At 45.9% G+C, this 23,459-nt stretch carries 22 protein-coding genes; 5 read left to right on the top strand and 17 right to left on the bottom strand.

The window, feature by feature from the left end:
• From ctaD to cyoE, 3 genes are all read right to left on the bottom strand, one after another.
• Entirely contained in the window at positions 1–1,869 is a 1,869-nt protein-coding gene (gene ctaD / locus P404_RS0102565) for a cytochrome c oxidase subunit I (RefSeq protein WP_026829907.1), read from the bottom strand.
• 34 nt (positions 1,870–1,903) lie between these two features.
• Positions 1,904–2,935, bottom strand: coding sequence for a cytochrome c oxidase subunit II (gene coxB, locus P404_RS0102570; protein ID WP_051004088.1), 1,032 nt, complete (start codon positions 2,933–2,935; stop codon positions 1,904–1,906).
• A 62-nt stretch (positions 2,936–2,997) separates the two neighbouring features.
• Complete coding sequence (gene cyoE / locus P404_RS0102575) at positions 2,998–3,930, bottom strand: heme o synthase (protein ID WP_014970793.1); 933 nt, start codon at positions 3,928–3,930, stop codon at positions 2,998–3,000.
• 324 nt (positions 3,931–4,254) lie between these two features.
• On the opposite strand from cyoE, the gene P404_RS0102580 reads away from it, so the two are divergent.
• A complete protein-coding gene (locus P404_RS0102580) occupies positions 4,255–5,148 on the top strand; it encodes a COX15/CtaA family protein (RefSeq protein WP_026829909.1) in 894 nt (297 codons plus the stop codon).
• Between the two features lie 51 nt (positions 5,149–5,199).
• Here P404_RS0102580 and P404_RS0102585 read toward each other — a convergent pair whose 3' ends face one another.
• The 4 genes from P404_RS0102585 to P404_RS0102600 all read right to left on the bottom strand — a co-directional run bounded on the left by P404_RS0102585 (position 5,200) and on the right by P404_RS0102600 (position 11,705).
• Entirely contained in the window at positions 5,200–6,555 is a 1,356-nt protein-coding gene (locus tag P404_RS0102585; RefSeq protein WP_026829910.1) for a cryptochrome/photolyase family protein, read from the bottom strand.
• Positions 6,556–6,657: 102 nt separating this feature from the next.
• Entirely contained in the window at positions 6,658–10,092 is a 3,435-nt protein-coding gene (locus P404_RS0102590) for a pyruvate carboxylase (protein WP_026829911.1), read from the bottom strand.
• Entirely contained in the window at positions 10,085–11,356 is a 1,272-nt protein-coding gene (locus P404_RS0102595) for an FtsW/RodA/SpoVE family cell cycle protein (RefSeq protein ID WP_014970797.1), read from the bottom strand. The genes P404_RS0102590 and P404_RS0102595 overlap by 8 nt, the downstream gene beginning before the upstream one ends.
• Positions 11,357–11,426: 70 nt before the next feature.
• Complete coding sequence (locus tag P404_RS0102600) at positions 11,427–11,705, bottom strand: Fpa/YlaN family protein (protein ID WP_014970798.1); 279 nt, start codon at positions 11,703–11,705, stop codon at positions 11,427–11,429.
• A 122-nt stretch (positions 11,706–11,827) separates the two neighbouring features.
• Between P404_RS0102600 and P404_RS0102605 the strand changes: the two genes are divergently transcribed.
• Positions 11,828–12,289 (top strand): hypothetical protein, encoded by a 462-nt coding sequence (locus P404_RS0102605; RefSeq protein ID WP_014970799.1) that lies wholly within the window; start codon positions 11,828–11,830, stop codon positions 12,287–12,289.
• A 66-nt stretch (positions 12,290–12,355) separates the two neighbouring features.
• Here the strand turns inward: P404_RS0102605 and P404_RS0102610 are convergent, their stop codons facing one another.
• Both P404_RS0102610 and P404_RS0102615 read right to left on the bottom strand, forming a co-directional pair.
• Entirely contained in the window at positions 12,356–13,672 is a 1,317-nt protein-coding gene (locus P404_RS0102610) for a PhoH family protein (protein WP_014970800.1), read from the bottom strand.
• A 39-nt stretch (positions 13,673–13,711) separates the two neighbouring features.
• On the bottom strand, positions 13,712–14,164 hold the full coding sequence (locus P404_RS0102615; protein WP_014970801.1) for a PNPOx family protein: 453 nt from the start codon (positions 14,162–14,164) through the stop codon (positions 13,712–13,714).
• Positions 14,165–14,280: 116 nt separating this feature from the next.
• On the opposite strand from P404_RS0102615, the gene P404_RS0102620 reads away from it, so the two are divergent.
• Positions 14,281–14,484: a YlaI family protein gene (locus P404_RS0102620; protein ID WP_026829912.1), complete on the top strand. Its 204-nt coding sequence runs from the start codon at positions 14,281–14,283 to the stop codon at positions 14,482–14,484.
• Positions 14,485–14,511: 27 nt separating this feature from the next.
• Here P404_RS0102620 and P404_RS0102625 read toward each other — a convergent pair whose 3' ends face one another.
• The 3 genes from P404_RS0102625 to typA form a co-directional block, all read right to left on the bottom strand.
• Entirely contained in the window at positions 14,512–15,558 is a 1,047-nt protein-coding gene (locus tag P404_RS0102625) for a PQQ-dependent sugar dehydrogenase (protein WP_026829913.1), read from the bottom strand.
• Positions 15,559–15,700: 142 nt separating this feature from the next.
• Positions 15,701–16,054, bottom strand: coding sequence for a YlaH-like family protein (locus tag P404_RS0102630; protein ID WP_014970802.1), 354 nt, complete (start codon positions 16,052–16,054; stop codon positions 15,701–15,703).
• A gap of 27 nt (positions 16,055–16,081) precedes the next feature.
• Positions 16,082–17,929 (bottom strand): translational GTPase TypA, encoded by a 1,848-nt coding sequence (gene typA, locus P404_RS0102635; protein ID WP_014970803.1) that lies wholly within the window; start codon positions 17,927–17,929, stop codon positions 16,082–16,084.
• A gap of 187 nt (positions 17,930–18,116) precedes the next feature.
• Between typA and P404_RS18480 the strand changes: the two genes are divergently transcribed.
• On the top strand, positions 18,117–18,287 hold the full coding sequence (locus tag P404_RS18480) for a DUF5325 family protein (protein ID WP_160166512.1): 171 nt from the start codon (positions 18,117–18,119) through the stop codon (positions 18,285–18,287).
• 19 nt (positions 18,288–18,306) lie between these two features.
• Here P404_RS18480 and P404_RS0102645 read toward each other — a convergent pair whose 3' ends face one another.
• From P404_RS0102645 to P404_RS0102655, 3 genes are all read right to left on the bottom strand, one after another.
• Positions 18,307–19,086: an inositol monophosphatase family protein gene (locus tag P404_RS0102645; RefSeq protein WP_014970805.1), complete on the bottom strand. Its 780-nt coding sequence runs from the start codon at positions 19,084–19,086 to the stop codon at positions 18,307–18,309.
• Positions 19,087–19,224: 138 nt separating this feature from the next.
• A complete protein-coding gene (locus P404_RS0102650) occupies positions 19,225–19,413 on the bottom strand; it encodes a hypothetical protein (protein WP_014970806.1) in 189 nt (62 codons plus the stop codon).
• Positions 19,414–19,688: 275 nt separating this feature from the next.
• Entirely contained in the window at positions 19,689–19,961 is a 273-nt protein-coding gene (locus tag P404_RS0102655) for a UPF0223 family protein (protein ID WP_026829914.1), read from the bottom strand.
• Positions 19,962–20,093: 132 nt separating this feature from the next.
• Between P404_RS0102655 and P404_RS0102660 the strand changes: the two genes are divergently transcribed.
• A complete protein-coding gene (locus tag P404_RS0102660) occupies positions 20,094–21,581 on the top strand; it encodes an aminotransferase class I/II-fold pyridoxal phosphate-dependent enzyme (RefSeq protein ID WP_014970808.1) in 1,488 nt (495 codons plus the stop codon).
• 49 nt (positions 21,582–21,630) lie between these two features.
• On the opposite strand, the gene P404_RS0102665 is transcribed toward P404_RS0102660, so the two are convergent.
• Both P404_RS0102665 and lpdA read right to left on the bottom strand, forming a co-directional pair.
• Positions 21,631–21,939, bottom strand: coding sequence for an SAV0927 family protein (locus tag P404_RS0102665; RefSeq protein ID WP_014970809.1), 309 nt, complete (start codon positions 21,937–21,939; stop codon positions 21,631–21,633).
• A 106-nt stretch (positions 21,940–22,045) separates the two neighbouring features.
• Positions 22,046–23,458, bottom strand: coding sequence for a dihydrolipoyl dehydrogenase (gene lpdA / locus P404_RS0102670; protein WP_014970810.1), 1,413 nt, complete (start codon positions 23,456–23,458; stop codon positions 22,046–22,048).
• Position 23,459 lies beyond the last annotated feature (1 nt).

The raw sequence follows: 23,459 nt of genomic DNA on the forward strand, positions 1-23,459 counted from the left end.
TTACTTCGCCTCCTTTTCAGCTTCAAGGCGTAGATCTTCTTCGATGACTGATTTCGGGATGTAGTATCCTTCATCATCAATCCATGACCGGAGGAACATCGCAACGAGTGTCGTAGCGAGACCGATCAAGGCAACGACGAGACCAACTGTTCCGTAGTCCAGGCGAAGAATGAATCCAAGACCTGCAAGGAACAGACCAACAGACATGACGAACGGCAGAATCGTGTTGTTCGGCATATGAATATCACCGACTTCTTCCGAAACAGAAACGGTTTTGTTTCCCGCCATTTTTTCGAGCCAGTACGTATCTAACCCTTTAACGAGTGGTGTTTGAGCAAAGTTATATTCTGGCGTCGGTACCGGAAGCGTCCACTCAAGTGTCCGTCCATCTCCCCATACGTCGCGTTTGACATATTCTTTTGACATCAGTGCTGCTACAATCGAAACGACTAATACGATTGTCGAGACACCCATGAATCCTGCCCCGATTGATGACAGCAAGTTCATCGTTTCCCAGCCTTGGTTTGGCAAGTACGTGAAGACACGACGTGGCATCCCAGTCAGACCAAGAATGTGTTGCGGGAAGAACGTCAAGTGGAAGCCGATGAAGAACAACCAGAATTGAATCTTACCCCAGAACTCGTTCAGCTGTTTCCCGAACATGAGTGGGAACCAGTAGTAGAGACCGGCGAAGAGACCGAAGACAACCCCACCAACGATAACATAGTGGAAGTGGGCAACGACGAAGTAACTGTCGTGGTACTGATAATCGGCAGGAGCAACTGAAAGCATGACCCCTGTCATACCACCCACGAGGAACGATGGAATGAAGGCAACCGAATACAGCATCGCAACAGGGAACGTCAATTTCCCGCCCCACAGCGTAAAGAGCCAGTTAAAGATCTTAACCCCGGTCGGAACAGCGATTGCCATTGTCGCAACTGCGAAGATCGCGTTTGCAACAGGACCAAGTCCAACAGTAAACATATGGTGAACCCAAACCATGAATCCTAAGAACCCGATCAACATTGTCGCAAAGACCATCGTCGTGTAACCGAAGAGACGTTTACGGGCAAAGGTAGGAATGATTTCTGAGAAGATACCAAATGCCGGTAAGATCAAGATATATACTTCCGGGTGACCGAAAATCCAGAAAAGGTGTTCCCAGATGACGATATTACCACCCGCTGCCGGATCGAAGAAATGTGCTCCGAACAAACGTTCAAACGTCAGCAAGAACAGACCGACCGTAAGTGGTGGGAATGCGAAAACGATCAAGGCAGAAGCAACGAATGCTGTCCAAGTGAACAACGGCATCCGCATCAGTTTCATACCTGGTGCACGCATGTTTAAAATCGTGACGAGGAAGTTGATCCCCCCCATGAGTGTACCGAAACCAGAAATCTGTAACCCAAGTGCGTAGAAGTCAACACCAAGTGATTCTGGAACCGTTGAAAGTGGCGCATACGCAGTCCATCCTGCGTTTGGTGCTGCGCCGAAGAACCAAGATAGGTTCAGTAATACTCCCCCGAAGAAGAACAACCAAAAACCAAGTGCATTCAAGAACGGGAAGGCGACGTCGCGCGCCCCGATTTGTAATGGTACAGCTGCGTTCATGTATCCGATCAACATCGGCATCGCTGCCAGGAAGATCATCGTCGTACCGTGCATCGTGATCAACTGGTTAAATAACTCACCGCTGACGAAATCGTTCATCGGTTTAATCAGCTGAAAACGAATCATTAAGGCTTCTACGCCACCAACCAGAAGGAAAAACAATCCGGACATGATGTAGAGAATCCCAATTTTTTTATGGTCGACTGTCGTTAGCCAGTCCATGATGCCGCTTTTTTTCTTCGGCATACCCATAGTATGTGTCCCCACTATGATTCCCCCTTAAATATTATTGGAGCTTCTTGTCCAATAGATAGTCTGCAAGTTCGCTTAAGTCTTCATCGCTAATCTGTTCTTCAGAGAAACCAGGCATTTTTGTCCCTTGTTTTTCTTTTTGTGGATCGCGAATCCATTTTTCGAGATTTTCTTTGTCGTGGTCGAGGTATCCTGCGATACGTTGACGATCACCAAAGTTTGTTAAGCTTGGCGCGACTTTCCCGCCACCGTGACAGCTGAGACAATTTTGTGCGTACACTTGCTCGCCTGTCGTCCAGTTTTTTTCGTTTTTCGCATCAAGTTGTTTTGTTTCTGCTTCTTTTGCCGACTTCATGTCTTTGAGCCATGCGTCGTAGTCATCCTGCTCAAGCGCGATGACTTTAAAGTCCATCAATGCGTGTGACGGTCCACAAAGTTCCGCACATTTCCCGTAGTAGGTACCGGCTTCTTGTGCTTGTAACCACATCTCGTTTTCAAGACCTGGGTTTGTATCTGTTTTACCTGAAAGTGCAGGCACCCAGAATGAGTGGATGACGTCTTTTGATGTCAAGTTGACAGCAACACGTTTTCCAACGGGAATGACAAGCTCTTGTCCAGTCGAAACACCTTTGTCTGGATATTCGAACTCCCACCAGTAGAGGTTTGCAGTAACGTTGATGATTTCATTCTTTTTCGCTTCTTTTGCATCTGCTAATTCAACCGTCGTTTTGATTGTCGGTACAGCAAGCACGACTAACAAAAGAATCGGAATGACCGTCCAGATGATTTCAAGTGTATGATTTCCTTCCACCTGTTTCGGAACAGTGTTGTCTCCAGCTTTACGACGGAATTTCATAAGTACGTAAATATAGATGACCGCTACGATCGCAAGGACAAACAACATGACCCATAAGCTAAGCTTAATGATCTCAAGTTGCATTTGTGCACCTTCCCCGCGAGGTTGTAGTGCGGACAATTCCGGAATTCCACAACCTGATAACAATAATGCCATCAAACCGATCGGAAGAAGCCGGAAGAGCATTTTTCCTGATTTTTTCACAACCATCCCCACTTTCTTTTCCCCAATTTTTTCTTACGTAATGGTGTACGTGAATATGTCAAATCGTTTTAGAGAGAAACGAGTACGACCGTCACGATCCAAGCCGTGAAGTAAAAGAGCGAGAAGAAAAACATCTTCGAAGCCCATTTAATCTCAGCTTGTTCTTCTTTGATCTTGAGACCTTGCAGTCCCATATAGAGCCAGTATCCACCGAGCACTGCCATGACAAGCACATAAATGATGCCGTAATGTGCCAAGAGGAGTGATGATGGAAGCAAGACTGCAATCCACCATACAATTTGCCGTTTCGTGATTGCAAAACCATTGACGACAGGTAACATCGGAATGCCGGCAGCCCGGTATTCTTCCGTCCGTCTCATGGCGAGTGCAAGGAAATGAGGCGGTTGCCAGACAAACATGATGAGAAATAAAATCCATGCATCGATGTGAAGTGTCGGAGTGACTGCCGCAAATCCAATGATCGGTGGCACTGCTCCTGAAATACCACCTACGACCGTATTGATCGTATGGGTCCGTTTTAACCACATCGTGTAGATGACGACATAGACAAAGGATCCAATCAGTCCGAAGACTGCCGCGACATGGTTAACGATGAGCAAAAGAACGGTACCGGTAGCCAGTATGCCCAGTCCTAATGCCAATATACGTTGCCCATCCATCTTACCGGTCACGCTCGGTCTTCCCATCGTCCGCTCCATCTTGTAATCGATATCGCGATCAATGTAGTTGTTGAGATAACAACTACCGGCAATGACCAGTCCACTTCCGAGAAGTGTCCACAATAAGGTCAACTTCGTCTGCCACAGGTACAGTAGAACATCATCCGTTAAATAAGATGCTGCTATGACATAACCTGCGAAGACTGTGATGAGATTCGCCCGGACGATCCCCATCTTTGCTAGGGTGACGTAGTCCTTGAATGTCGGCTGATCGGTTTGTTCGATCATGATATCAAGGGTCTCCCCGTTTACTTTCGCCATGTTGTTTCCTCCTTCTAACCGCCTCTGTTCTTTCTGCACGTATGATTCACGTATTTTCTTCACAGAAATAACACAGACACGCCACGAAACGCCCTTTTCTCTATAAAAGATACCACATATTCACGGGCATGACGTATGAAAATACTTTCGACATAATGAACAAAATGTGAAATCTATGTGATTTACCTCACAGTTCACCATATTTACCTAATATTAGAATAGCGTTGTTCTAAAAGATTGCAAGCGTTTCGATATTTTTTATGCGATACTATTGCTAGGTATTTCAAGTATCTTGTATTTTTCCAGAAAGGTGGTGTCTGCGTCTTGAATCGAAAACTTTCGATTTTTTCAGCATTTGTCACATTCACGATGATGATCGTTTTACTCATGGGCGGAACAGTCACGAAAACAGATTCAGGGAATGGATGCGGAACGGACTGGCCGCTTTGTCACGGCGAACTGATTCCGACCAACCCGAGTGTAGAAACAATGATCGAGTATAGTCATCGGGCCGTGACAGGTGTTGTTGGATTACTGATCATTGCATTATGTCTTTGGACACTCGTTGCATTCAAAGAGCGTCTCGATATAAAGATTTTTGCTTTCCTCGCCTTTATTTTCATGTTGATTCAATCCATCGTAGGGGCAGGAGCAGTCGTCTGGCAACAGTCGGATCTCGTCATGGCGTTGCATTTCGGAATTTCTTTGATATCCTTTGCTTCCTTACTTATCTTAACGATACTGATCATGGAGCGTCCGGGTCGAGAATTCAGGGAATCGGTCCCAGCATTCTTGCGTAAACTGCTTTATGGTCTCCTGATTTATACGTTGATCGTCGTCTATACCGGCGCATTCGTGCGCCACGTCGGAGCGACATACGCCTGTGTCGGCTGGCCCATCTGTTCGCAACCCTCGATGACGTTTGAAGCATGGGTGCAGATGATTCACCGTATTTTAGCCGGACTGCTGTTCTTCTATACGTTGTTCGTCCATTACATGGCGATTCGTCTCAAACACCGGACGACCCGCACTGGCATGTTGTTTGCGACGTTCTTCATTTCTTGCCAGGTCGCTACTGGCGCCTGGATCGTCTTAGGCGGGCATGCGACATATGTCCCGTTGTTACACGCCTTCTTGATCACGTGTTACTTCGGGGTCATCTCGTATCTTGCGTATCATGCTTTTCGGACCCGAAAAGCAAATTCCCGGTTACACTGACCGGATATTCAACCCGCTAAAAAGCATTCCGACATCACTCGGAATGCTTTTTTATTTAAAGCGGGTAATCGCTCGTTTTCGTGCCATGTCATGATCCACGATCGGCATGGGGTACGCATGATCTTGTCGCTGTTGGTCCGTCGGTTCATGAATGTACTTGTTTGATAATTCTTTGATTTCCGGTACGTATTGACGAACAAACGTTCCGTCCTTATCAAATTTCTTCGATTGGGTCGTCGGATTAAAGACGCGGAAGTATGGAACGGCATCCGTTCCGACCGACGCTGCCCACTGCCACCCGCCAATATTCGATGCTGCTTCATAATCGACTAACTTTTGCTGAAAGTAACGTTCTCCTTTTTGCCAATCAATCAGCAAATCCTTCGTCAAAAATGAGGCGACGATCATACGGAGTCGGTTATGCATCCACCCTGTCGTGTTCAGTTGCCGCATTGCAGCATCAACGATTGGATACCCGGTTTTCCCTTCACACCAAGCTTGAAATCCTTTTTCGTCCTCTTCCCACTCGATGTTCGTATACTGTTCATTGACCGGCAAACGTTTGGCTTCTGGATAATGCAACAGAATCGTATAATAAAATTCCCGCCAAATCAGCTCCGTGATATAAGTTTGTTTCCCCTTCGAGTCTTCCTTCTGACTAACCGCCTCAAAAATCGTCCGGATACCGATTTCCCCTGTCCGCAAATAACGTGACATTAAACTCGTACCATCGATTGACGGAACATCACGTTGCTCTTCATACGATGCCAGACTTGTTTGAAGGAACTGATCAAGCCGTTTCTTCGCCTGCTCTTCGCCCGGTTTAAACGCTACGTCCGACCCAGCTTGTTTGAAATATTCCACCATGAACGTATTATTTTGCCGGCGTGTCTGATAACGTTCTTGCAAACATGTTAGATTGACCGAATAGGGGACCGGCAACTCTTTTTTAAGGAATGCATTTTTATAGGGGGTGAATACTTTATAATAGGAGCCGTCATTTTTCTTGACGGCATGGGGGTGAAGCAGATGACGATCAAGTAAGCGTTCCGTTTTTTTGCCTCCTCGTTTTTTTATGATGTTATCATCTCGTGTCTTGAACGGTTCTACGTATTCTGCATTGAACAAGAGAAGGTCCGCCATCGCGGTCGCTTCTAAGAAGTCATTTTCGTCTCCTTCGATAAACCGAATCGGCATCCGATGTGATTTACATGTCTTCGCAAACTGTTCGAGTGCTTGAAAAAAATACTGTTGCCGGGCATCATACTCTCCGATATAATCCGGATTTATCCAAAACACGAACTCGACGTTTGCCTGCGGATTGTCTTCAAGATATTGCGCGGCTTGCGCCAACATATGGTTATCCTCGATTCGAAAATCACTCCGAATCCAACAGATGATATTCACATTCGTCCCTCCCCAACATGATAATGAACGAAAAACAGGCAATCCGCCATGCGTTTCGCCTGTTTCTCGTCATGACTATTTAATGATGGTCCACTCTACGTGTCAGATGAATTCGATCAATAAATCCTGACTCGCAATCGCTTCGCCTTCTTTGACATGAACGGCCTTGATTTCACCGTCTTCTGGTGCTTGAATCGTCGTTTCCATTTTCATCGCTTCCGTGACAAGTAATTGTTCCCCTTTACGGACACGTGTTCCTGGTTCAACAAGCACTTTCAAGACGCTACCCGGCATCGAAGCACCGATTTGTTTCGGGTTCGCTCGATCCGCTTTGGGACGACTTGACGAACTTTCTTTGACGCTAATATCTTTCACTTCCACTTCGCGTGGGACACCGTTCATCTCGAAATAGATGATGCGGACACCATGATCATTGGGTTGACCGGCTTGAATCAGTTTGAGATAAAGCGTTTTTCCTCGCTCGATCTCCACTTCAATCGTTTCACCTAAACGCATACCATGGAAGAACGTACTTGTATCGAGCACCGAAATATCGCCATACCGTTCGACGTACGAACTGTAATCCAGGAAAACTTTTGGATACAGCGCATAGGCAAGTGCATCAAACTCCGTCACTGGACGCTCTAGTTTTTCAAACAGTTCATGTTTGATGGCATCGAAGTTCAGCGGCTCCATCATCTTACCCGGGCGCTCCGTCAACGGTTCGACCCCTTTTAAGATAGCGGCTTGAACGTGTTTTGGGAACCCGTCCGGTGGTGTTCCAAGTTCACCCTTCATCAATTCGACGACAGAATCAGGGAAATCTAAGTTACTGGCGCGTTCCAGCACGTCCTCTTCCGTCAGGTGGTGTTGAACCATGAACAAGGCCATGTCTCCGACCACTTTTGAGGAAGGGGTGACTTTGACGATATCACCAAACAGCATGTTGACACGCGCATACATCGTTTTTACTTCTGACCAACGATCTGCTAAGCCGACTGCTTTCGCCTGTTGTTGTAAGTTCGAGTACTGGCCACCCGGCATTTCATGATCGTAGACAGTCGGGTTTGGCGCTAACATATCGAGTTCAAATGATTGGTACAAGTGTCTGACATCCTGCCAGTAGTCAGAAATCTGTTCAAATTTCTGAACGGAGACCAGTGGTTGGCGTTTATGACCACTCAAGGCATGGATCAAGCTTCCTCCTGCCGGCTGACTCGTGAGTCCCGCCATACTTGAAGCAGCAACATCGACGATATCAACACCGGCATCAACAGCACGGGCATATGTGTAGATTCCGTTTCCACTCGCATCATGTGTATGGAGGTGAATTGGTAAGTCAACGGCGTCTTTTAATGCGGATACTAACGCATATGCCGCTTCCGGTTTCAGCAAACCTGCCATATCCTTGATTGCGATGATGTGCGCACCACTTGCTTCTAGTTGTTTCGCCAGTTTGACATAGTAAGGCAAATGATATTTCGGACGGTTGGCATCAAACAAGTCACCTGTATAACAGACGGCTGCTTCCGCAATTTTTCCAGTTGGCAATACCGCATCAATCGCGAGCTGAATCGATTCCGGATTGTTGAGACTATCAAAGATCCGGAAGACATCGACACCAGCTTGTGCCGCTTCTTTAACGAATGCATGAATGACATTGTCCGGATAATTTTTGTAACCGACCGCGTTGGCACCACGTAACAACATCTGAATCAAGACATTTGGCATCTTCTCGCGTAACTTCATCAAACGAACCCACGGATCTTCCGAGAGGAAACGGTACGCAACATCAAACGTTGCCCCGCCCCATGCCTCGACCGAAAAGAGTTCCGGTAAGAGTTTGGCTTCTGCTTCGGCGATTGCGACCAAGTCTTTTGTCCGCATCCGCGTCGCGAGTAACGATTGATGGGCATCTCGGAACGTCGTGTCCGTCAACAAGACGTGTTCTTGCGTCTTCAACCACTGGATGACACCAGCCGGTCCTTCCGCGTCTAGAATCGCTTTTGCACCTGCTTGATAACCATCCGGCAAATCTTTTGGAATCCGGACATCCCGGGCAAGTGGCTTTTCAATCTTCCCGATTCCAGGGAATCCGTTAACGGAGACTTCTCCGATATACGTCAACAGCTTGGTTCCGCGGTCATGGCGTTTCGGGAAGATGAACAATTCCTTCGTATCGTCGATAAAGGACGTGTTGTAGTCCCCGCTGACAAACGCATGGTGCTTCAAGACGTTACTTAAAAATGGAATATTTGTTTTAATGCCGCGAATTCGGAATTCACTTAAGTTACGGCTCATCTTCGCAACGGCTTGATCGTACGTTAAGCCGTGTGTCGAGATCTTAACGAGCAATGAGTCATAATAAGGTGAAATTTCCGCTCCGACATAGGCATTTCCGCCATCTAGTCGGACACCGAAACCGCCCGGTGAGCGGTAGGCTTTAATTTTACCTGTATCCGGCAAAAATCCATTTTCCGGATCTTCCGATGTAATCCGGCTTTGAATCGCAAAACCAAGCATTTGAATATCTTCTTGAGCAGGAATGCCAACTAATTCACTATGTAGTGATTCGCCTTCTGCTACTCGAATTTGTGTCTGAACGATATCAATCCCGGTAATCATTTCTGTAATCGTATGCTCGACCTGCACACGTGGGTTGACTTCGATAAAATAGAACGATTCGTCTTGCGTGACCAAAAATTCGACCGTTCCCGCATTTTCGTATCCGACATGTTTCATCAGTGTGACGGCAGCATCACAAATCTTCTTTCTTCCTGCATCTGATAACGTAACACATGGTGCGACCTCAACGACTTTTTGGTGACGGCGTTGAACCGAACAATCCCGTTCGAACAGGTGGACGATGTTCCCGTGGGCATCTCCGATGATCTGAACTTCGATATGTTTTGGACGTTCAATTAATTTTTCGACATAAATCTCATCTGAGCCAAATGCTTTTAAGGCTTCTGATTTCGCGCGTTCAATCATTTCTGGTAGTTCTTCTTCCGTCCGGACGACACGCATCCCTCGTCCACCACCACCAAGAGACGCTTTGACCATCAATGGATATCCAACTTGTTGCGCAAAGGCATAGGCTTCATCGATCGATGTGATGGGGCCGTCCGTACCGGGTATGACAGGTAGACCGGCCTCGATTGCCGTCGTGCGTGCGCGTACCTTGTCTCCAAAACTATAGAGATGCTCTTCCCGAGGACCAATGAAGATGATTCCCTCTTCGCGACAACGTGTTGCGAGTTCAATATTTTCTGATAAAAAACCATAACCCGGATGAATCGCATCACATGCTGCTTCTTTTGCAGTGGCGATGATTCCTTCGATGTCGAGATAGGCTTCAATCGGCTTTTTCCCTTCGCCAATTCGATAGGCCTCATCGGCTTTGTATCGGTGAAGCGATCCCATATCTTCTCGTGAATAAATAGCGACTGTCCGAATCCCAAGTTCGGTTGCCGCACGGAATACCCGAATCGCGATTTCTCCGCGGTTTGCGACAAGAATCTTTTTGATTTTAGTCAACTGATGCTCCCCCTTTAGGTAACGAACTCGTAGCACTCATCTTACGTGCTTCCTGTACTTCTTTATGATACGCTATCCGGTGCTTGTTTTGCATCGAAATATTTGCTACGACACCAAGCATCGTACTCATGACAAGTAGCGACGAACCGCCATAACTAATGAATGGAAGCGTGACACCGGTTCCCGGAAACAGACCGGACATTGCTCCGATGTTGATACAGGTCTGAATGAAAATAATCGATGAAATCCCGAAAGCGACCATGCTGGAATAAATCGATGCTGATTGATAGGCGATCCGTACTCCCTGGAACATTAAAAAGAACAATAAACCAAGCACAACAAACACACCAACAAATCCCATTTCTTCTGAAATGATCGACATGATGTAGTCGGTCTCCGGTTCTGGGAGATAGCCGTACTTTTGAAAGCTGTTCCCTAATCCGACTCCGAAGAAGCCACCGTGGGCAATCGAGATGACCGAATTGATCAGTTGGTATCCTTTTCCCTCGGCATCAAGGAATGGATTAAAAATGGCTTGAATCCGTTCCATCTGATTCGCCGAGAAATTACTCCAAGCATATAAACCAACTAACGGACCACCCACAGCTGCTAACGCCAGGTAACCGATTGGTAAACCAACAGCAAACCAGATCATCACTGTAATCAGTAGCAGGATGAACAGACCCCCGTCATCCGGTTGCATCCGGATGATGATGGCATAGGGCGCTAGCAACACGAGCATCGGGATTAAGATCCAGTCCGCAAAGCTGAGTAAAATCCGTTTTATCGATGAAGAAGGCGCCATTTGTCGATGAATGAAATGATGGACGATCCCCACTACTCCATTCATTTGTCCTTTATGTTTTTGATCAAAGTAATTGGCTAGTCCAATGACCAGCACAAACTTACACAGTTCAATCGGCTGGATTAGAAAAATCCCGAAATTCAACCACGCACGTGCACCGTTTAACGGAGTGGCAAACAATGTTGCCATGAGTAAGGACCACGTCACGAGATAGAGCATCAAACGAAAAATCGGACCCCGAAAGACTTCATGATTGACATGTGCTGCAAACAAAAAAAGTGCAATCGCCATGACATCAAACATCAACTGTTTTTCAAAAAATGAAGTATTGGCGTAGTCGCCGCCATTCCATACGCTAGCACTGTAGACCATCACCGTACTGATTGCCATGAGGATCAGCATCGTAAAAAACAAGCGATAGTCAAAAAACGCACGTCTTTCTTTAAACTTCGATTGCATTATGTACACGTCCTTTTTCTAGTTCTAAAAAAAAATACCCAAACGCCGCATTTCACGTTTGAGTAGAAAATCAGCACGTCTCCGCATCATGTAAATCAGATAATTGCTGTTCTAATGAGTCGAGTAACTGTTTTCCTTCACTCGCATCAATCAGTTCGAGACGAACGGCAAAATCAATTTGACGCGACAATCCGAACATTTGTGTATCCAATACTTCCTCATAAAGAGGACATTGTGGCATCGTTAAATTCGCAAGCTGGACCTCGATCAACCGGCGGATTTTATGGGCATCCGCTTCTAGTAGCTCAAGAGCGCGCTGGCGATGAACTGTCCCGATTTCAGTTGACAATCCAATCCCTCCTCATCAAATGACGCGTTCCTGTTATAGATAAACTTTACCTTACTTTCGCCAACAATTCAACGTTTCGGTATAATGGATTTGCACGACTCATACATTTAGGGGGAATAATGATGATTTTTCCGATAACAGGTAACGTACGGTATCCACTCACAATCGATCCAACCGTCTGGATCTTTGATGAACGGAAGATTGAGGTCAATCAGATTGGGAAAACAATCGACGATAACGCACAAGAAGCGTATTATGCCAAGATGGGGGCTGCTTGGGATAAAGGAATTACCGAAGGCAGTCGGACCGATCACAATAAACCGATGACGCGTGAAGAAAAAGACGCCGCCTTACGTGGTACGTTTGCGATGCCGTTAGCCCCATTCATCCAGAATGCTGAAGTACTCGACGGAGCGACGTCACTTCGTTTTGAAGGGGCCGAGACGATTGAACTCGCTTTAAGCACTTTACCAGAATTGTACCTACAATTTTCAAAAGACGGGAAAGTGTTGACGGATGGTCCCGTCCATCTGTTGTATCAAAATCACGTGATTCGTTCCATCGAACGGATTACCGTCTTGTAAAACAAAAAACCGCTCTGCTTCCTTCTGAAAACGAAGAGGGAACCAGAGCGGTTTTGTTTCTTCCGACTAGAGAAGGTCTGCTGCAAGTCGCGCCAGACTCGACCGTTCCCCTTTGACGAGCTTGACATGCCCCGTCATTTTTTCATCTTTAAGTCGTTCAACGGCGTAGGAAAGTCCATTCGAGTACTCATCGAGATACGGATGATCAATCTGTTGGGGATCTCCCACAAGTACGATTTTCGAATTTTCACCGACGCGTGTCAAAATCGTCTTCACTTCGTGTTTCGTCAAATTTTGCGCTTCGTCGATGATGATGAATTGTCCCGGCATGCTCCGACCCCGGATATACGTCAACGCTTCGAGTTGAATCGACTTCATGCCGGCAAGGATGTTTCCTAACTCGTCACCTGAACTCGTATTAAACAGATGCTCCAAGTTATCGTAGATCGGTTGCATCCATGGGCGAAGTTTTTCTTCCATCTCACCCGGTAGATACCCGATATCATTCCCCATCGGAACGACAGGCCGCGCAACGACCAACTTTTTATAACGATGTTCATCTTCGACTTGTAACAAACCGGCAGCAAGTGCAAGCAACGTTTTTCCGGTTCCCGCCTTCCCGACGAGGGTCACAAGCGGCACGTCATCCCGCAGCAACAACTCAAACGCCATCCGTTGTTGCACGTTCCGCGGAATGACGCCCCACACTTGATCGACGTCAAGCGACAAGGCGCGAATGACCGGCATCTCTTGGTCGACGACGGCGATCGCAGAGGCTTTGGATATGTTACTTTTTAAAATGACGAATTGATTCGGGTGAACTTTTTCCGGCAGGACATCGACCGACAGGCGTTTATCCTGATAAAATGCATCGATGTACTCCTGATCGACGACCAGCTCAACAAAACCGGTGTAAAGTCCCGTCAAGTCCGCAATATGATCGGTGAGATAGTCTTCTGCCACCAGCCCATACGCATCCGCTTTGACACGGACTAAGATATCTTTTGAGACTAGGATGACATCACGTCCACTTTGTTGTTCTTTTTGCTCCCGATGAATGGACCAGGCGAGCTCCAAAATCTTATTATCATTGGAATCATGGGTAAAGGGTGAAGCATCACTGATTGTATCGCCAATATCGACGCGAAGAATCCCACCATTCCCAAGCGGAACGCCCGCATGCAAATGCCCCGTTTCACGGAGTTGATCAAGAATTCGTGCTGTCTCACGTGCATTTCGTCCCACTTCATCCATATTTCGTTTTTTTCCGTCGAGTTCCTCCAAAACAATCGCCGGGATGACGACATCGTGTTCTTGGAATTGAAACAGCGACAAGGGATCATGTAACATGACATTGGTATCGAGCACATATATTTTCTTCATTCCATCGTTCGCTCCTTTAGAGTCGAGTTTTGATGAATGTTATCCTTTTAAGATGGTCTGGATTTGTTGGTCAAGCCGCATTGCCGCTGCCTCGTCATACGTCTTATGCACACGCGGTCGATCTGAAACAGCTGCCCCGTAAAATAAAATATCGCGTACCTCTTTGATTTGCCCTTCATATAGTGCAACCTTCAATGGTAAAGGTGCTGTCGTTTCCCATGCCGTTACACCCGTACAGGTTAGACTGTAGGTGGATTGATCGGCAAAGAAAATGAGTGTAAAGACGGGATGATCCGTTAACGTTTTGACAATCAGCGAATCGGCTTCAATCGCAAAGCGAATCGTCGCTTCATCTTTGGCATACACCCAACTGATGGCATGTGTAATCGGCCAGCTTTTTGACTGATCATGCGTAATTAAAAACACAAGTGGCAGGTCTGTTAATGCTTCCATCTGTTTTTCACTCAGACGATGTTCCACTTTGTTTGCCATGTTACCATCCCCTCTTTCCTTATTTCATTACATTCGATATCACGTGTTCGCTTTCCTTTTTCAATTTGAACAATTGTCAAATATGATATACTAAGAAAAAAAGAGGAGGACCTCCAATGCGTGTCAAATGCACAATTTGTGATAAACGAGAAACCATCGACGACTGGTCCTTTACGGCAAAAAGGCTGCGTAACAAACCAGTCCGCATCTACATATGTGATGAATGCCACGAGCGGGTCACACAACGTACCCTTGCTCGGCAAGAAACAGGTCAATTTAAGCTGTACCCTACATGGCCGACGACGAAAAAAAGATGGTAAGCTACTTTGTATATCAAAGTAGCTTTTTTACAGTTCGAGACGAATGAGGACATCGTCCCCGTCTGATGGGTTACCTCGCCCATCTGTATTATTCGTCACATAATAGAGCTGCTTCCCATCTGTCATCACGTCCCGAATTCGCCCTCGATCCGATACGACTTGCTCTACTTGAGCCGTTGACGTCTCGATTGAACGAAGACTCTGACCAACAAGAGTCCCAAAATACAATTTCCCACCCAACTCAGCCACCCCACTTGGCGCGACCGACTGTTCACCGACTTCATACCACGGTGTCACGAGTCCTTGTTGTTTCTCCGTCCCCTCAATCAGCGGCCAACCGTAGTTTTTGGTTTCAATTCGGTTGATTTCATCATGTCCACTCTGTCCGTGTTCCGTAGCATATAACGTCTGATTGAAAAAAACCAACCCTTGAGGATTTCGATGGCCGTAACTGTACACGTAGTCTTGTAAGTTTCCTGAAGCAGCACGTCCATCCAACTTCATCCGTAAAATCTTGCCAGATAAAGAAGATAACTTCTGTGCATTTTCCGGAACGGCTGCATCTCCGACCGTTACGTATAATAATCCATCCGGCCCGATTTCAATCCGCCCACCATTATGGATTGACGCTCCAGGAATCGCATCGAGTAACACACGTTGTTCTTTCCAGATGCCGTCCTGTTCGACAATCGCAATGATTCTATTCAAAAGTGATCCATTTTTCTCATACGTATGGTAGATGTAAGCCGTCTGGTTGTCTGTAAAGTCCGGATCAAGTGCCATCCCTAACAATCCACCTTCCCCCTCGGCAACGACCTGTTCCTTTAAATCAAGGTTCATGCGGACATAATCATCTTTAGTTCCTTTAACGATGGCGCCGTTGCGCTCTGTGATATAAAAAACTTCCTGATTTTTCTCGATATTCCAAGGTGCACGTAAATCCTTGAACACGACGTCACTCTTAACCGATTCCGATGTTTTTGGAACCGATGATGAATCTTGTTCTACGGGCTCTGAGCATCCTGCTAACACGACTGCGAGACCGCATGGAATGCCCCAGATTCGGTTTTTCATGTTTATCCCCCCTTATTGTTTTTTCCCCAAACTGCTTGCAAACTATTCCTGAATTTGAACATGCATGACCTTTCCCTTCATTTCACACAAAAAAAGTCCGTCTCCATGAAGAAGACGGACTTTCGATTATTCGTATTGTCGATCAAGAAGCGGTTCGTTCTCGTTCTCGTTTGACCATCCACATCCGGAACCGATAGATTCCGAGAATGACGACCATCGCAAGCAAGACTTCAGGAATCGGCCATGTCCAAAAGACAAGTGTTAAGGCTGCAGAGAAGACAGCCAACAGCAGATAGACAATGAGTGATTTCCACCACGCTAACTCTTTCGCAAAACCTAATTTAAAAACGATTAACGTCAAGATGACGACCGTAATCATCAGCGCATTAAAACCAGCACTTAGATTATTCGGGTCACTTCCTACGCCGACTAACTTCGCGACGGCAGGAATATCATATTTCGAGAAATCAGACGCAACGGCAGGTTGTGCAGTCATTGCCAGTCCCCCTTACGTGTTAAGAGCTCAGTCTTTACCAAGACGACGACGCTTGTCTTGCTTTTCACGTTCGTTCTTGTTCAAGACTTGCTTACGAAGACGAACAGATTGTGGTGTAATCTCACAATACTCATCTTCATTCAAGAATGTTAATGATTCTTCAAGTGAGAAGACACGTGGACGTTTAAGAACGTTTGTTGTATCTTTCGCAGATGCACGCATGTTCGTCAACTGTTTGGCTTTAACGACGTTAACGGCGAGATCGACGTCACGGTTACATTCCCCGATGATCATTCCTTCGTATACTTCAAGGCCTGGCTCGATGAAGATCGTTCCGCGGTCTTCGAGTGCAGAGATCGCGTACGCAGTCGCTTTACCAGCTTCGATTGAAACCATAACACCGCTACGACGTCCACCGATATCCGCGTTAATGAACGGACGGTATTCTTCGAATGTGTGGTTCATGATTCCGTATCCGCGTGTTGCAGACAAGAATTCGTTCCGGTATCCAATCAATCCACGTGAAGGGACGATGAATTCCATTTTTGTTTGTCCGTTATCCATTGTTTGCATGTTCGTCAGTTCACCTTTACGGAGACCGATCGATTCCATGACACCACCTGTATACTCTTCAGGTGTATCAATGACAACGCGCTCGAACGGCTCAACTTTTACGCCGTCTTCAACCTTGATGATTACCTGCGGTTTAGATACTTGAATTTCGTATCCTTCACGGCGCATGTTTTCAATCAAGATACCGAGGTGAAGCTCACCACGGCCAGATACGATCCAGCGGTCTGGTGAATCTGTGTTTTCGATCCGAAGCGAAACGTCTGTTTCAAGCTCTTTTTCAAGACGCTCTTCGATTTTACGCGAAGTGACGAGGTCACCTTCACGACCAGCGAATGGCGAGTTGTTGACGATGAACGTCATTTGAAGAGTCGGCTCATCAATACGAAGCAATGGGAGTGGATCGACGTGTGAAGTCGGGCAAACCGTTTCACCAACGTTGATGTCTTCCATCCCTGCGATCGCGATCAAATCTCCAGCTTTCGCTGCTTCGATTTCGACACGTTTTAGACCGAAGTAACCAAATAGTTTCGTTACACGGAAGTTTTTGATTGATCCATCAAGTTTAGAAAGCGAAACGCTATCTCCAACTTTGATTTCTCCACGGAAGACACGTCCCACTCCGATACGACCAAGGTAGTTATCGTAGTCAAGCATCGTAACTTGGAATTGTAATGGATCCATGCTGTTATCAACAGGAGCCGGAGTATGTTCAAGGATCAAGTCAAGAACGTTTGTAATTGTATCTTCTTGGTTTTCAAGTTCAGGGTCAAATGAACTTGAGCCGTTAACTGCCGATGCATAAACGACTGGGAATTCGAGTTGATCTTCGTCTGCACCAAGATCAATCAAAAGATCGACAACTTCGTCAACAACTTCGAGTGGGCGAACCATCGGCTTGTCAATTTTGTTGACGACGACGATTGGTTGTAACCCTTGCTCGAGTGCTTTTTTCAAGACGAAACGTGTTTGTGGCATACAGCCTTCACGTGCGTCAACGACGAGGATAACGCCATCCACCATACGCATGATCCGTTCCACTTCACCACCGAAATCGGCGTGACCTGGTGTATCAACGATGTTGATGCGTGTATTCTTGTAATCAATTGCTGTGTTTTTAGCAAGGATCGTGATTCCGCGCTCACGCTCGATATCATTTGAGTCCATTGCGCGTTCTTCGACTAGTTCATTCGCACGGAATGTTCCAGATTGTTTTAAAAGCTCATCGACGAGTGTCGTTTTACCATGGTCAACGTGGGCGATGATCGCGACGTTGCGTAAATCGTTTCTTACTACTGTTGTCATAGGTGTGTACCTCTTTCTGTTCATTTAAATAATCCACTAATACTTTCGGTCAACTTTATGAGTATAGCACAGGTTGACCAGTAGTTGGCAATCACTTCGATTTAAGCTGACAGCGAAAGCCTTTTCATTGTCTACGATTCACGCTAAACTAAAGATGTACTCATGTAAATCGAGGGGGAAACGACAGATGCGGATTCTTTTTCTACTATTAGCCATCATCGCAGTTGGTTCGATGGCTGCAATCGGTATTTTTATCGCAGAACAAAATGTAGTCATGATTTTCGTCTCATTCCTTTTGACGATCGGTACGATGGGGCTTGGTTTCGTCTTAAAAGCCCGTCTCCGGAAACAAGCTTAAAACGTCCTCCTGGGGCGTTTTATTTTTGAACATACGTCAACACGTCGGAAACAAACACGTGACTTCCTGCAAGAACACTTGTCTGTTCAAGAAATGTCATCGCGTCCCCCTCGATCGTTCCAACACGTCCACCTAATTCTTCGATCAGCACTTGACCACCTGCATAATCCCACGGCATGTTCCGCATCGTAATATAGCCATCTACCCGACCGGCAGCAATCCACGCCAATTCAAGAGAAGCTGCGCCAACCGCCCGCGTCCCGACTGCATCCCGAACGAGTGGGGCAAGCAATGCCGGATCAATCCGACGATTCGCCGTCACCCATGTCGCATTCATACAGACAATCGCTTCTTTGACCGGCCGCTCGACAAGAGGAGCAAGACGGATCCCATTTTCATAGGCCCCTTGCCCTTTGATGGCGTGAAACATCTCATCTGCCATCACATCATAGACAAATCCATACCGTAACTCACCCTCCACCATGATGGCGATTGAAATCGCAAATAGACGTTTTTGACGAATGAAGTTCATCGTCCCGTCAATCGGATCAACAAACCAAATCGTTCCGTCCAATGTCTCCGGACGTGCTATTCGCCCTTCTTCGCCATAAATGAGATGATCCGGATATTTATCTAGGATGCCCTTGATCAATAGATCTTCGACATGTTGATCAATTTCCGTGACAAGATCACTTTTATTCGTTTTTTCTTCTATATGATACGCCTGATCCATTTTTTGGCGGATATACTTACCTGCCCGTTTCATTAGATCGATTGCATGTAACTCAATCCCTTGCATCTATCTCACCCCTTCAGTCTGTTCAAGATCGTTCTACTGTAATAGTAACAAAAAAAATCAACCAACGAAAAGTTTCGCTGGTTGATCATGGCATTATTTTATTTTAGGTTATTTTATTTTTAATAGGGACAACCTTGTTTATGCTTCAAGACGCACCATCTCTTGACGATATTTCTCAAGGCGTTCCTTACTCGCACCCATTGCTTCCATATCACTCGCTACGATCGCATCGTGCAACGTCGCAAGTTCATAATCGATTTCAAGGCGCAATACAGGAATGCGTTTTTCTGCATCTTTTCTTTTGTATGCTTCTATTACTTGTTTCACAGTAACCACACTCCTTCGCGGGATAAAAAACTGACTCAGTTATCAGACAATTGCGACTAATTAGTGGATTGAATCCATAATAGTACGATTTAACTTAGATGTAAAGGATCTATTTTTAATTTTTACAGTTGTACGATATCGTCTTGTATGTAGTATATAACCAGTTTTTGTTTTTTCTAAACAAGAAAGCAGCTCTTTCCCCTAGAAACCCAGGAGGAAAAGCCGCTCTCAAAAATTAGTTTGAAGTTCTCACTATTTTTTTAGATCTACACTTCTTATTTTTTCAAACGTAAGAGGGACTGTTCTTGTTTTCTAGCTTGTTGTACGGCCCGATAACTTGAACATCCGGTCTCTTCGAAATAAAACTGGTCCAATTGTTTTTCTTCTGATTTTGAATTGACAATCGTTTTAAAAGCTTGATAAGCATTTAAAAAAACACCGCGGTCGACCCCTTTTTCGTAGACCTCTTCTACGACATTAAAAAAATGAATGACTGTAACGATTTCTTCTGTCGACCAGTCCGAATTAATCGGATAATTGACTGCCATTATGACACTTCCTTTCTTGACGCTTCCTATTTTACAACGAAATCGAAGATAAAACAGTTGCAACCTCATGAAAACTTGTTATAGTTAGCTTGTTTGATTGTATTTTTATTCGGTTTTAAGGGGGGAAATCTGGTGCAAACAAAAAGCTTAACACAGCTCGATACACCTTTATTCGATGCGTTACTTGCGCATGCGAAACGTCAACCAATTCAATTTCATATTCCTGGTCATAAAAATGGTCAAGGAATGGATCCTGCTTTTCGATCATTCATCGGTCAGAACGCGCTCGATATCGATTTGATCAATATCGCTCCGCTCGATGATCTCCATCATCCAAAAGGAATCATCAAAGATGCCCATCGTCTTGCGGCCCAAGCCTTTCATGCAGACGAAACATTTTTCTCTGTTCAAGGAACCTCAACAGCAATCATGGCAATGATCATGAGTGTCGTTGGTCCCGACGACAAAATCCTTGTTCCTCGAAATGTGCATAAATCGGTCATGTCGGCTATCGTTCTTTCTGGAGCGCACCCGATTTTCATTCACCCTGAGTTTGATGAAATGTTTGGTATCGCGCATGGCATTACGCCAAGTGCGGTCGAACGTGCACTCAGCCTCCACCCAGATACAAAAGCTGTCCTCGTCATCAACCCGACATATTTCGGCGTTGCAGGTGACCTAGAAAGTATCGTCTCCCTTGCTCATAGCAAAGGGATACCGGTGCTTGTCGACGAAGCCCACGGCGTTCATATCGCATTCCATGATGATATGCCGTTATCTGCGATGCAAGCAGGTGCTGATCTTGCAGCAACGAGTGTTCATAAATTAGGTGGGTCTTTGACAGGGAGCTCCGTCTTGAACGTCCGACGTGGTCTTGTCTCGCCAGACAAAGTCCAAGCCGTCCTCTCGATGCTGACGACGACTTCCACTTCTTATTTGTTATTAGCATCACTCGACTGTGCCCGTCGTCACCTCGCGATCAACGGTGAGGCGATGAACCGTCGTGCACTTGAACTTGCTACCCGGATGCGGATGGGCTTAGCGAAACTCCCTTACCTTGCTGTTTTTGGGGAGTCCGATTTGCATTCGAGTGCAACGTTCGCCTTTGATCCAACAAAAGTGTTGATTTCCGTCAAAGGACTTGGTATTTCCGGCCATCTCGTCGAAGAGTTTTTACGCGACGAACACCGCATCGAAGTGGAACTATCTGATTTGAACAATATTTTACTGATCATCACGTCTGGTGACTCAGAAGAAACGATTGACGCTTTGCTGACAGGAATGGCTGAACTGGTAGAGCGTCATCGTGATACAGGATCAAAAACCATTTCTCATTCCATCGTCTTACCAGACATCCCTGCACTTGCGCTCAGTCCACGCGATGCTTTTTATGAGGAGACGGAAACAATTCCGCTCGCAGACGCCGTCGGTCGGATTTCGGCAGAATTCATGATGGTGTATCCACCCGGAATCCCGATTTTTATTCCAGGTGAAATGATTACGACGGACAATCTAGCGTATATCAAAGAAAACATTGAAGCTGGTCTGCCTGTACAAGGATTAGAAGATCATACGCTTGAGACGATCAAAGTCATTCAACAATCCAATGCCATTCGGTAATCAGAACTACCGTAAAAACCCCGCAAGTGCGTATGCACTGCGTGATTTTTTAATCAGCCTGTTCATAACTTGGGACATAGGGCAAAAGGGTCGCTAAAAAGTCACCGACAACACTTGTATCGATTGGGTCGACATCGAGTAAGCGATGCAACGCCTCGTCATCCAGGACATCTTCGTGATCCAGTAAAGCCGCTCGTCCACTACTCAAGCTGACGACTAACATCTTACCGAAAAACTGACCCGTAAAGACAACGCCAAAATCATACCGCGCATGTTCCGTCGTCACGCCGATGAATCGAACTTTATCGATTTCTGAGACATGATACAGTTCTTCTAATGGTGACAATTGAGGTTCCATCGTGTCCCATCCTTTCTTTTTTATTCTTTTCCTGCTTTTACAGCAATCTAAACGATTCGACAAAAAAACCCTTAAGCGGTCGGCTCTCCGCTTAAGGGTTTTCAACTTATTTAATGATGTGGATTGGGCTTCCGATAGCCACTTCAGCTGTTTCCATTGCGATTTCACCGAGTGAAGGGTGCGCATGGATTGTCAAAGCGATATCTTCCGCAGTCATTCCAGATTCGATTGCGAGTCCCATCTCAGCGATCATGTCAGATGCACCTGTACCAGCGATTTGAGCACCAATCAAGAGATTGTCAGACTTACGCGTGATCATTTTCAAGAAGCCATCTGGCTCGTTGAGCGCAAGCGCACGACCATTCGCAGCATATGGGAATTTAGAAGCGAGGTAATCAAGACCTTCTTCTTTTGCTTGTGCTTCTGTATAACCAACTGTTGCAAGTTCTGGATCCGTGAAGACAACAGCAGGAATTGCGCTGTAATCAAGGTAAGCCGGATGTCCAGCAGCAGCTTCTGCAGCAATTTTAGCTTCGAATGAAGCTTTGTGCGCAAGTGGTGGTCCAGGAACGATGTCACCGATTGCATAGATGTTTTCGTTCGACGTACGGCATTGATCGTCGATTTCAACAAGTCCACGTTCGCTGACTTTAACTTCTGCCATTTCAAGACCAAGATCAGATGTGTTCGGGCGACGACCAACTGTGACGAGGACGTAATCCGCTTCAACAGTTTGTGTTTCACCTTTGACTTCAAACGTGACTTTCACGCCTTCTTCTGTCTCTTCGACACTTTGTGCAAGTGCTTCGTTGTGAATCGTGATGTTTCCTTTTTGTTTGAGCTTTTTCTTGACGACTTGTGTCATTGCCGGCTCAAAACCAGAAAGGATATCTTTTGTACCTTCTAAGATGACAACTTCCGTGTCGAAGTTAGCATACGCTGTACCAAGTTCCATTCCGATGTATCCGCCACCGATGACGATGAGTTTTTTCGGAAGTTCAGGAAGGTTCAATGCGCCTGTTGAAGAAAGGACACGTTTTGACCATTTGAACGCTGGAAGTTCGATTGGCGTCGAACCTGTTGCGATGATACATTTTTTGAATTTGTAAGGTGTTGAAGAATCTTCGTTGATGATACGGACTGTATCTTCAGATTGGAAGTACGCTTCCCCTACGACTGTCTCAACATTGTTACCTTTAAGAAGGCCACCAACGCCACCAGTTAATTTGTTAACAACGGACTGTTTCCAAGATTGAACTTTAGAGAAATCGACTGCAACGTTCTCAGACGTGATTCCCATTGAATCCGAACCTTTTGCATGTTGGAAGTTATGTCCTGCTGTAATCAATGCTTTTGACGGGATACAACCGACGTTCAAACACACACCACCGACGTTTTCACGTTCGACGACTGTTACTTTAAGTCCAAGTTGCGCACCGCGGATTGCAGCGACGTAACCACCAGGGCCAGCCCCGATTACGAGTAAATCTGTTTCTTGTGCGAATTCACCTACTACCATT

Origin of the sequence: Exiguobacterium antarcticum DSM 14480 (assembly GCF_000685865.1) — a bacterium.
Taxonomy (GTDB): Bacteria; Bacillota; Bacilli; order Exiguobacteriales; family Exiguobacteriaceae; genus Exiguobacterium_A; species Exiguobacterium_A antarcticum.

Bases quoted from the DNA above. Each gene is read 5' to 3' on its own strand.
- ctaD (WP_026829907.1), bottom strand. From the start codon at position 1,869: ATGGGTATGCCGAAGAAAAAAAGCGGCATCATGGACTGGCTAACGACA.
- coxB (WP_051004088.1), bottom strand. From the start codon at position 2,935: ATGGTTGTGAAAAAATCAGGAAAAATGCTCTTCCGGCTTCTTCCGATC.
- cyoE (WP_014970793.1), bottom strand. From the start codon at position 3,930: ATGGCGAAAGTAAACGGGGAGACCCTTGATATCATGATCGAACAAACC.
- P404_RS0102595 (WP_014970797.1), bottom strand. From the start codon at position 11,356: ATGCAATCGAAGTTTAAAGAAAGACGTGCGTTTTTTGACTATCGCTTG.
- P404_RS0102605 (WP_014970799.1), top strand. From the start codon at position 11,828: ATGATTTTTCCGATAACAGGTAACGTACGGTATCCACTCACAATCGAT.
- P404_RS0102610 (WP_014970800.1), bottom strand. From the start codon at position 13,672: ATGAAGAAAATATATGTGCTCGATACCAATGTCATGTTACATGATCCC.
- P404_RS0102615 (WP_014970801.1), bottom strand. From the start codon at position 14,164: ATGGCAAACAAAGTGGAACATCGTCTGAGTGAAAAACAGATGGAAGCA.
- P404_RS0102620 (WP_026829912.1), top strand. From the start codon at position 14,281: ATGCGTGTCAAATGCACAATTTGTGATAAACGAGAAACCATCGACGAC.
- P404_RS0102625 (WP_026829913.1), bottom strand. From the start codon at position 15,558: ATGAAAAACCGAATCTGGGGCATTCCATGCGGTCTCGCAGTCGTGTTA.
- P404_RS0102630 (WP_014970802.1), bottom strand. From the start codon at position 16,054: ATGACTGCACAACCTGCCGTTGCGTCTGATTTCTCGAAATATGATATT.
- typA (WP_014970803.1), bottom strand. From the start codon at position 17,929: ATGACAACAGTAGTAAGAAACGATTTACGCAACGTCGCGATCATCGCC.
- P404_RS18480 (WP_160166512.1), top strand. From the start codon at position 18,117: ATGCGGATTCTTTTTCTACTATTAGCCATCATCGCAGTTGGTTCGATG.
- P404_RS0102645 (WP_014970805.1), bottom strand. From the start codon at position 19,086: ATGCAAGGGATTGAGTTACATGCAATCGATCTAATGAAACGGGCAGGT.
- P404_RS0102655 (WP_026829914.1), bottom strand. From the start codon at position 19,961: ATGGCAGTCAATTATCCGATTAATTCGGACTGGTCGACAGAAGAAATC.
- P404_RS0102665 (WP_014970809.1), bottom strand. From the start codon at position 21,939: ATGGAACCTCAATTGTCACCATTAGAAGAACTGTATCATGTCTCAGAA.
- lpdA (WP_014970810.1), bottom strand. From the start codon at position 23,458: ATGGTAGTAGGTGAATTCGCACAAGAAACAGATTTACTCGTAATCGGG.